We start from the raw sequence: 7,034 nt of genomic DNA, 5'->3' as shown, positions 1-7,034 counted from the left end.
TGGTGGGCTGGACTTCGACATGGTGATCTCCGTAGTGACCGGAGACCCAGGTGTCAACGATGATCCTCAGTTTTAGACCACTGGAACCCGGTCAAGCAGCACGGCACCGACGCCATCGTCATCACCTTCAGCGTCCTGACCTGCCGGGACTGCCCTCTCCAGCAGCAGTGCACCACATCGAAGACCGGCCGCCGCATGCTCACCCTCAGGCCGAAGGAACTCCACGAGAACCTCGCCCGAGCCTGCGCCGAGCAGAAGACCGACACCTGGAAGAACAAGTACGCCCTCCGAGCCGGCGTCGAAGGAACCATCAACCAGGCCCTCGACATCACCGGCCTCCGCCGCGCCCGCTATCGCGGCCTGCCGAAAGTCCGCCTCCAACACGCCTTCTCCGCCACCGCACTCAACATCATCAGACTCGACGCCCACTGGACCACCGGCCCCCTCGACCGAACTCGCCACAGCCGACTCGAACGACTCAGCTACCGACTCACCGCCTGAACGAATTGCGCAGCAGAGTCCACAACGTGGGCAAAACCGTCAAGCGCCCGGCCACGCTGATCGAACGCGACCGAACCGGATCGGACCGATCACAAACACCCCGCCAGCGAAACCGGGCTGCACCATAAGGAACAAGATGAGACGCTGGTCAAGAACGCTCGCCTACCGCTGACTCGCAACGATCAGTGGAAACCGCCCCGGGTCGAGGGGCCGGTTCTGCCATTCGGCCATACCATCGAGGACCTTGTCGGTGATCGTGGAGATCGTCTGGCGCGAGACATCGGCGCGCTGCGGCGCGACGCCGCGGCGCCCCGTAGACCTCGGCCAGGTGGGCCTGGACCTCGCCGGTGGTCAGGCCCTTCGCGGACAGCGAGATGACCATCTCGTCCACCCCGGGCAGACGCTTCTGCCGCTTTTTGACGATCTTCGGCTCGAACGAGCCGTCGCGGTCACGGGGCACGGTTATCTCCACCGGACCGACGTCCGTCAGTACGGTCTTCGCGCGAGTGCCGTTGCGCGAGTTGCCGCCGTTCTTTCCTGCCGGATCGTGCTTGTCATAGCCGAGATGGTCGGTGATCTCGCCCTCCAGGGCGGACTCCAGCAGCCGCTTCGTCAGCTGCTGGAGCAGTCCGTTCTCGCCGGTCAGCTGCAGTCCCTCGGCCTGGGCCCGGGACACCAACTCGTCGATCAGCCGGTCGTCCACCGCCCTCCCCGACTGAGGCTCTACCGCCTCGCTGATCTCGGCCTCGGCCACGTTCTCACTGGTCATCGGTGCATCCTCCATGATCGGGAGTTACACCGAACGATTTACAGTCCCAGACGTAGGCGTCAATCGATGCAAGTTGACGCAAAACGCCCCCTTTGCTTCTCTTTTGCTTGGCATTGACCATCAATCGCTCGTAGCGTCCAGTCCTGGTCGGCACCGCTGACCAGGACTGGGTAGCCATGCCCAGGCCTCACAGGCGGCTGGGCTGGCCCAGCATGCCGCCTGATCGCCGGCTCTTCGTGAGCTGCTGGATGTCACCGGAGGATGCATGTCCTTTCCTGTCGCTGCCGCAATCGCCGCGTCCGCGCTGAGTTTCGGAGCCCTCGCCTCGGGTGCAAGCGTCGCCGCGGCGGGCGCCCGACCTGTCGGCGATGCGCCGTCGCTCCGGCCAGCGGTCAACGCGCGTGCCGCGGCCGTTGACCGGTGCAGCTACCAGGTGGTCCGCTCCGACGACTCCCGGTATGTCTACTCCGTGAGCAGGGTCGGCGCCGGCGGCACCCGTGAGCTGAAGATCCAGGCGGAGGACTATGTGAGGGTGTCCGGCGACTGGCGCAAAGCCACTCAAGTCGACGTCTGCGGAGGTGGGCAAGAGCAGGCACCCACGGTGCTCCGCGTCACAGGGAAACTGCAGAATCCGGAGGGCTACGATCCGTCCATACCGCGGACCATCCAAAGCGACACGCTCAAACCCGCTGCCGCCTCGGTGATCCCGAAGGCACCGCCGATGACCTCCGTCGACCGCCTCGACGCGGCCACCATCCGCGTCACCTGGAAGTCGGCGGCAGACAATCTCGACCAGGTCAGCCTGATGGAACGCAAGCCCCTCTACAGCAGCGAGGTCGGGGTGTGGGTCCCCTACACGTACCAGTGGGACGTCCAGGCTGGCGTCACCTCGATGAACCGCAAGCTGGAGCGTGACGCTGACATCCCCCCGTCTGTCCGCACGCACGCTTACTGGATACGCGTGATCAAGGACGGCTTCGTCAGCGACCTGCGCGCCGACAAACCACTCACCATCGAGCCGTAACCACCCGCCAAGCGCGCGGCGTTCGGTGACAACGACCGCCGTGTGCAGGCCGTGGGCGCGGCGGCTCCCGTCGCGGAAGTAGGCGTGCCCCAGCACGCGGGCGAGTGGCACCACACGGCCCCCTCGACCAGCTCTTTCCGGTCGGCGGGACACGATTGTTGGCACCAAGGGCTCGTGGACAGCGATTCTGGCACCACGGCCATGGCGCTGAGCAGGAGCGACCGCTCACCGTACGGAAGTCGTCGCCGGTGGTGCCAAGATGCGTGGCCCGATTCCACCTATCGTATCCCGGCTCAGCTGGTCAATTGACTCTCACCCGAGGGCGGTGCGACCGCAGCCCCAAGCATTACGCAGCGCTACGCACCACCTGGTCGTAGCTGTACGAGAACAGGGCGGTAACGAGCCGAGTGGCGGTCTTGTCATGTAATCGAGCGCCATTCGAGACTCCTGGCCAGCTGGCCGCTGGCTTCTAACTATAACCTGCTTCACGTCGCATGACGCACTCGGAGCAGCATCGAGAGGGCGCGGGCGACATGCCGGCAGTGTTGAGTCAGACTCTTACGAAGGCAGGTTTTCACCCCGCCCGTGTGGAGGGTCTCCCGTGCTCGATGTGCCGTTCTGGTTGTGGGCGGCGTTCGCCGTCACTGTTGTTGTGTCGCTGGCCGTTGACCTGCTGGCGCACGGGGAGGCGCATGTCATCGGGTTCAAGGAAGCTTCCGCCTGGAGCGGGGTATGGGTCGGTCTCGCCCTCGTCTTCGGTGGGGTCGTCTTCCTAGTTCTGGGCACGACGCCGGGTGTGGAGTACACGACCGCATGGTTGCTGGAGAAAAGTCTGTCGGTCGACAACCTGTTTGTCTTCGCGCTGATTTTCGCCTACTTCAAGGTGCCGCGCGCCTATCAGCACCGCGTGCTGTTCTTCGGCGTCATGGGCGCGCTGGTGTTCCGAGGGATCTTCCTGGCTGCCGGAGTGGCCGTAGTCAGCCGCTTCACCGCAGTGCTGTTCGTGTTCGCGGCCGTCCTCTTCTACAGCACCTACAAGATCCTCAGGGAGGAAGAGGGCAGCTTCGACCCGGGTAAGAGCATCGCCGTGCGGCTGCTCCGCAAGGTCGTGCCCGTTCGGGACGAGTACGCCGGGATGAAGTTCTTCGTCAGAGAAGCCGGCAAGCGGGTCGCCACCCCGCTGCTTGCGGTTGTCGCTGCCATAGAGGCGGCCGATCTGATCTTCGCCGTGGACAGCGTGCCGGCCGTGCTAGCGGTCAGTGACGACGCCTTCATCGTCTATACCAGCAATGCGTTTGCCATCCTTGGCCTGCGCGCCCTGTACTTCCTGCTCGCCGGCCTGCTGGACCGGTTCCACTACCTGAGCAAGGGCCTTGCGCTAATCCTGTCCTTCATCGGCGTGAAGCTGATCCTTCAAGCGTCCCACAAGCTGTTCAGCAGCAGTATCCCGGAGATCCCGTCACCGGTCAGCCTGGCGGTCATCGTCACGGTCCTGGCAGTGTCCGTCGTACTGAGCATCCGGCGCTCGCACCCACCCATCCAGGAGGGTGCTGTCCCCGCCGCGCTAGAAGAGAACGGCGTTGCCCGGGGCTCGGCTGGTGAACAACCCCCGGCGCAAGGGACGCGAGAGATGGGCGACCCTCCGCAGGACAGTTGAGCTGCACACCCCCCGTGCGGCTCCGAGCCTTCTGCACGGCGTGTCCCGGGTCGACGGTCCGCAAACTTGCGAGACCCTTGTAAATTCTTCACAATATTATGGCAAAACGTTCCATTCTGGGCGTATGAGCAAGGACGAGCGTGCGACGAAACCGTAGGGCGGACACTTCTGCCCCGCCTGCAACCAGCCTGCGACCACGGAGATCATGCGGCACAAGACGATGGGAGTCTCCCTTCCCCTGTGGAAGCCGGGCCCCTGTAACAACCCAAGCTGCCCGAAGGGGACTGTAAAACGTTCGGCTCTGTTCCGTAGTCGGTGGTGACGCTGGGTTCTGCTCATGAGAGGAGGATGCGGTGGCGGAGGAGGTCGAATCCGGCACGGCCGTGCATCTGCCTCATGATCCGCTTGGTGCGGGTGTTGACACCCTCGGTGCGTCCGTTGTGGTAGGGCAGGGTGAGTCCGGCGTCCACGGCGGCGCGGTCGAGTTCGAGGCCGTTGCAGAAGGTCTGCAGGTGGGGCAGGTCGGCGGCCCGGACTGCGGTCATCCACTGGGTGAGCTTGGCGTCGTTGCCCGGGCCGGGCCAGCAGCTCGGCGAACTCGCCGACGAGCCGTGCGAGTTCGGTCATCTCAGGACAAGCGGCGGTGAGAGCTTCCAGGAGGGCGGTCTCCTTGGTGCGCAGGTGTTCGGGGTGGGTGAGCAGGAGCCGGGTGGCGCGTCGCGGGGTGGTGACCGGGCGGTCGCCTTCGGCGCGGCCCTGGTTGAGGTAGCGGACCAGCAGGTTGGCGCTGCCGGTGTAGCCCAACTCCCGTATCTCCCGGAGCAGGTGGGTGACAGGGACTGCGGGATCGGCCGCGCGGCGGGCGCGCAGGTGGTCGCGGTAGGGGTCGACCAGGGTGGGCGGGTACTGGGGAGCGATGCGCAAGGCCGTCGGCTCGGGGATGCGGGCGTAGCGTTTGACGGTGTTCGGGGTCAGTCCAGGCGGCGGGAGCAGTCGAGCAGGCCGACGCCCTGGTCGAGGAGCTGGTGGATTTTGTGCCAGCGTTCGCGGGTGGTCTGCTCGCGGACCCCGCCGGGGCGGGGCGGGTTGACGGTGGCCCAGCAGGGAGCGTGGGCGCGGACCTCGGCCAGGACCTTGTCGCACAAGTTGCGGAACAGGTGCCAGCGGTCGCTGACCTGCACCGCGTCCGGCAGTGCCCGCCGGATCGCCTCGGCGTAGGTGGCCGATCCGTCCCGGCACACGACCTCGATCTCCCTCTGCCCGCGCAGCCATGCCTCCAGGGTGGCGGCCTCGCGGTCGGGGAGAACCTCGATGCGCTGGCCGGTCTCGGCGTTGATGACGATCGTGGCGTAGCGGTGCCGGCGGCGCAGGGCGAAGTCGTCGACCCCGATCACCCGTGGGAGGCGGACCTGCGGCGCGGGGATGCGCCGCAGCAGGCACAGTGCGGTGGCGTACGAGACCGGCGTGGCCAGCCACCGGGTGAGCCGGGCGGCCGCCCGGCCGCATAACTCCTTGACCACCATGGAGATCTGGCCGGTCAGGCGCGTGGTGCGGCGTTGATGGCGTTCCAGCAGCCCCGGTATCTGTTCGCGGAAGGTCTGCCGCCGACAGCCCAGGACAGGGCAGGCAAGGCGTCGGACCCGGACGCGGACCACGACCCGGCGGCCGTCCACCGGCACGTCTGCCACCGTCCGGTGGTAGTACCCGTGCACCTTCGCCGTCGGTACCCCGCACACCGGGCAGGGCACCGGAACGTCCCGGGCCCGGGCGGTGACCCGGACCGCCTCGCCATCGTCCGCAACATCCTCGATGACCAGCGCTGACAACCCCGAAAAGACCACAGCCACAAGCTCGTTGACATCCCGCATGAGATGTCAACGACACCCGTTGCCCTTCGTCGCCACCGACTACGGAACAGAGCCATCTTCCGGACACGCCCCGGCCGGCGCCCGATGTGGTTCGTGGTTGTCGTGGTTGCTGTTGTCGCGCTGGGCCATTTGGGTGGGGTTGGTTGCGGGGGCTTGGTTCGTGTGGGTGGTCGGCGCATGGTGATTATCGATCCGTACGGTGGGCTGCCCTCCCTGCCTGGGACTTGCAGCGTTCGGTGTCGGTCGTGCGCGTGTGGCGTGGGTTCTTTGGCCGGGGTGGTTCTTCTTTCGACGTGCGGGTCACCGCGCAGCAGCCATGTGTGCTCGCTTTGGGAGGGCTTGTCATGACAGAGGACTCTTCGTCCCGGCCGGGCTCGCAGGCTGCTGCTGTGGGGGGCTTGGGTTCCCTTCCGGGGGTGACCGCTTCCCTGGGTCTGGGCGGTCCGGCGTTGTTGGCGGTCACGTTGCCGTTGGGTCCTGCCTCGGGTGGGAACACGGTGACGTTGCTGGGGGCGGGGTTCACCGGTGCCACGGCGGTGCGTTTCGGTCTTGTCTCGGCCACCGGTTTCATTGTGGCTTCGGACAGCATCATCACTGCGGTGGTGCCCCCGGGTGTCGGTATCGTCCCGGTCACCGTCACCACCCCGGGCGGTATCAGCAACGGCTTCCCGTACATCTACGTGGGCAGTGCCACGCTGCCGGCCGTTATTTCCTCCCTCTCGCCCGCCTCGGGGCCGGCTGCGGGTGGCAACACGGTGACGGTCGGTGGTTCGGGGTTCACCGGCGCCACCGCGGTCACCTTCGGCTCCCGCCCGGCCACCGGCTTCACCGTGGTCAACGACAACACGGTCACGGTGGTGGTGCCCCCCGGTACCGGCCCGGTTCCGGTCACGGTCACCACCCCCGGCGGGACCAGCAACGCTTTCACCTACACCTACACCACCGCCCCCGTGATCACCGCCACCATCACCCCGGCCTCCGGACCTTCCACCGGCGGTACCGTGGCCACGATCTCGGGTAGCGGCCTGTCCGGTGCCACCGTCACGGTCGGTGGGGTGATGGCGACGGTCGTGTCCAACACGGGCACCGTGATCACTGTGCTGACCCCGCCCGGGGCCGCCGGCAGCGCCGCGGTCCAGGTGACCACCCCTGGTGGCACCGCTTCCGCGGGGACGTTCACCTACACGACCGCTCCGGTGGTGACCGGGAGCATCA

3 protein-coding genes and 3 pseudogenes are annotated in these 7,034 nt (G+C 66.6%); 4 read left to right on the top strand and 2 right to left on the bottom strand.

The features are described from left to right. Positions 1 to 96: 96 nt before the first annotated feature. Positions 97 to 501 (top strand): annotated as a pseudogene (locus EST92_RS30225) (transposase); the annotation flags it as partial. A gap of 201 nt (positions 502 to 702) precedes the next feature. Here the strand turns inward: EST92_RS30225 and EST92_RS30220 are convergent. Further along, positions 703 to 1,270, bottom strand: a pseudogene (locus tag EST92_RS30220) (transposase); the annotation flags it as partial. Between the two features lie 265 nt (positions 1,271 to 1,535). On the opposite strand from EST92_RS30220, the gene EST92_RS30215 reads away from it, so the two are divergent. Further along, positions 1,536 to 2,294, top strand: coding sequence for a hypothetical protein (locus tag EST92_RS30215; RefSeq protein ID WP_129283867.1), 759 nt, complete (start codon positions 1,536 to 1,538; stop codon positions 2,292 to 2,294). A gap of 601 nt (positions 2,295 to 2,895) precedes the next feature. Beyond that, positions 2,896 to 3,951: a TerC family protein gene (locus EST92_RS30210; RefSeq protein WP_129283866.1), complete on the top strand. Its 1,056-nt coding sequence runs from the start codon at positions 2,896 to 2,898 to the stop codon at positions 3,949 to 3,951. Between the two features lie 335 nt (positions 3,952 to 4,286). Here the strand turns inward: EST92_RS30210 and EST92_RS30205 are convergent. Further along, positions 4,287 to 5,819, bottom strand: a pseudogene (locus EST92_RS30205) (ISL3 family transposase). A 497-nt stretch (positions 5,820 to 6,316) separates the two neighbouring features. Here EST92_RS30205 and EST92_RS30200 point away from each other — a divergent pair. Next, the coding region (locus EST92_RS30200; protein ID WP_174244175.1) for an IPT/TIG domain-containing protein at positions 6,317 to 7,034 on the top strand (718 nt) is incomplete at its 3' end.

The sequence above is a fragment of the Streptomyces sp. TM32 genome (genome assembly GCF_004122755.1).
GTDB lineage: Bacteria > Actinomycetota > Actinomycetes > Streptomycetales > Streptomycetaceae > Streptomyces > Streptomyces sioyaensis.
This window is presented reverse-complemented; position numbering and strand designations above follow the sequence as displayed.

Coding starts and splice junctions, on each gene's coding strand:
- EST92_RS30215 (WP_129283867.1), top strand. CDS start 1,536: ATGTCCTTTCCTGTCGCTGCCGCAATCGCCGCGTCCGCGCTGAGTTTC.